This window comes from Lacrimispora amygdalina, assembly GCF_003432035.1.
Lineage (GTDB): Bacteria > Bacillota > Clostridia > Lachnospirales > Lachnospiraceae > Lacrimispora > Lacrimispora amygdalina.
Genome location: NZ_QOHO01000131.1, coordinates 1 through 2,540, shown reverse-complemented (window position 1 = coordinate 2,540; position 2,540 = coordinate 1). Strand labels below are relative to the sequence as shown.

The window sequence follows — 2,540 nt, the reverse complement described above, 5'->3', positions numbered from 1 at the left end:
GGAATTTCGGGTTCAAAAATTGAAGGTCGATTTCAAAATGTGAAACTCGTTTACAAAACGGGAAACTCGAAATGCTATTGACCAAACTGGCTGAAAACAGCTTCTGAATTTACCAAAAATTACATGTAGAGTGCTAAATATTACATGAACGAAAAAAATGCATTCTTTTGTAGTATAATGAGTTCAAATAAAAACAGGAGGGGAGGAGATAAGATTTTTACTGCTATAGCATTTATAGTAATCGGATTGTTTTTGATGTTAATGCCATATGAGAAATTTCTCGAAATTTTCCCGGCAGCCAAATCAAAAAAGATGATTAAAGTTTTAGGGGGCTTTTTTCTGATTTTCGGTTTTGGTTACATAGTTCTGACACTGATCGTGTAAGATAAAGTTTTTACAGTTCCGTATTGAACTATAAAGATCTAAAACAATGATGTATGAAAAGCTGTGATTTCAATCATTATAAAATGATCGGAAGAACAACAAAAGAAAGGAGCAGAGGAGACGATTTCCCTGCTTCTTTCTTTATTTAATTCGAAATGAATCAGTCAGAGTCAAAATTTAACAACCTGGTATCTGGAAAAACTCAGCTTAAGATGTTATAATGGAAAAAATAAAGATAAAGGAGCACAATCATACGTTACATGGATAAATATCAAGTACTCAGGCACTATTTCGGTTACGACAGTTTCCGGGAAGGGCAGGAAATACTGATTGACAGCATTCTGGCAGGGAGAGATGCCCTGGGGATTATGCCTACAGGTTCAGGTAAGTCTCTTTGCTTTCAGGTTCCGGCTCTTATGACGGAAGGAATTACTTTAGTTATTTCCCCTTTGATTTCCCTGATGAAAGATCAGGTCGCTTCACTCAATCAGGCAGGCATTCACGCCGCATATCTTAACAGTTCTTTGTCCCCAAGTCAGTATCTGAAAGCCCTCGCTTATGCGCGGGAAGGGCGCTATCCCATAATTTACGTTGCACCTGAACGGCTTTTAACCGAAGAATTTTTGGAATTTTGCTTAAGCGTCCGGATTTCCATGGTGGCAGTGGACGAAGCTCATTGCGTATCCCAGTGGGGACAGGATTTCAGACCCAGTTATTTAAAAATTGTTGATTTTATTGAAAGACTTCCCAGACGTCCGGTCATCAGTGCTTTTACGGCTACGGCGACAAAGGAGGTCCGGGAGGATATGATTGATATATTAATGCTTCAGGATCCGGCTGTAGTATCAACCGGCTATGACAGGCCCAATCTGTATTTAAGTGTACAGTCTCCAAAGGATAAATATGCCACGATGAAAAATTTTGTGGAGAGACACCCGGGACAGTGCGGAATTATCTATTGTCTTACCAGAAAAATGGTAGAGGAGGTCTGCGGGAGATTAAATAAAGAGGGATTTTCTGCAACCCGGTATCATGCAGGGCTAAGCGATGCAGAGCGGAGAACGAATCAGGATGATTTTATTTATGATAAAAGTCTGATTATGGTGGCTACCAATGCATTTGGAATGGGCATTGATAAGTCCAATGTCCGCTATGTCATTCATTATAATATGCCGAAAAATTTAGAATCCTATTATCAGGAAGTTGGGCGCTGCTCCAGAGACGGTGAGCCTGGAGAATGCCTGCTTCTTTATGGCGGCCAGGATGTGATTACCAATCAGATGTTTATTGACAGCAATCAGGATAATCAGGAGCTTGATCCAATAACCCGTAAGCTTGTGGAAGAACGGGACAGAGAGCGTCTGAAAAAAATGACCTATTACTGTTTTACAAACGACTGCCTGAGGGATTATATTCTGCGCTATTTTGGAGAATATAAGGAAAATTACTGCGGGAACTGTTCCAATTGTTTAACCGGATTTGAAACGGTAGATGTGACAGATATTGCAGCAGCCATCATCAGATGTGCAGAAACCAGCCGGCAGAGGTATGGTGCAGCCGTGATTATGGATACTTTGCATGGAGCGAATACGGCTAAGATCAGAAATTACCGGATGAATGAGAACCCTCATTACGCCGCTTTGTCAAACGTTCCTGTCTATAAACTGAGACAGGTAATGAATCATCTTCTTTTAAATGAGTATTTGTCTGTTACCAATGACGAATATGCCATTGTAAAGCTGACGAAAAAGGCAGGTGCTGTTTTAAAGGAAGAAGAAACCATACTGATGAAGATGGCAAAAGAGGAAGCGTCTGTTTCCCAGGATAAGGGAAGCCGGAAAACGAAGAAGAGCAGTTCACCGGCACTGGATCTTACCCAGGCAGATGAAACCCTGTTTGAAAAGCTGAGAACACTTCGTCTTAAAATAGCAAAAGAGGAGAAAGTGCCGCCCTACATCGTGTTTTCTGATAAAACCCTGATACATATGTCTGTACAAAAACCAAAAACCCGGGAAGAGATGCTTCTGGTATCCGGTGTTGGCGCTTTTAAATATGAAAAATATGGAGAAAGATTTTTAGAAATTATCAAATAAATAAAATCTGCCAGGATATGTCTGTTCTGAATCCTGGCAGATTTTTTTATTGTATCTCGGTAC

General features: G+C 40.4%; 2 protein-coding genes. Both read left to right on the top strand.

Features of this window, described 5'->3' with window-relative positions:
- Positions 1-144 precede the first annotated feature (144 nt).
- Entirely contained in the window at positions 145-384 is a 240-nt protein-coding gene (locus tag DS742_RS27900; protein ID WP_117420170.1) for a hypothetical protein, read from the top strand.
- 260 nt (positions 385-644) lie between these two features.
- Positions 645-2,477: a DNA helicase RecQ gene (recQ, locus tag DS742_RS27895; RefSeq protein ID WP_117420169.1), complete on the top strand. Its 1,833-nt coding sequence runs from the start codon at positions 645-647 to the stop codon at positions 2,475-2,477.
- Positions 2,478-2,540: the final 63 nt, after the last annotated feature.

Excerpts from the sequence above, each read along its gene's own strand:
- DS742_RS27900 (WP_117420170.1), top strand. The coding sequence starts at position 145 with ATGAACGAAAAAAATGCATTCTTTTGTAGTATAATGAGTTCAAATAAA.
- recQ (WP_117420169.1), top strand. The coding sequence starts at position 645 with ATGGATAAATATCAAGTACTCAGGCACTATTTCGGTTACGACAGTTTC.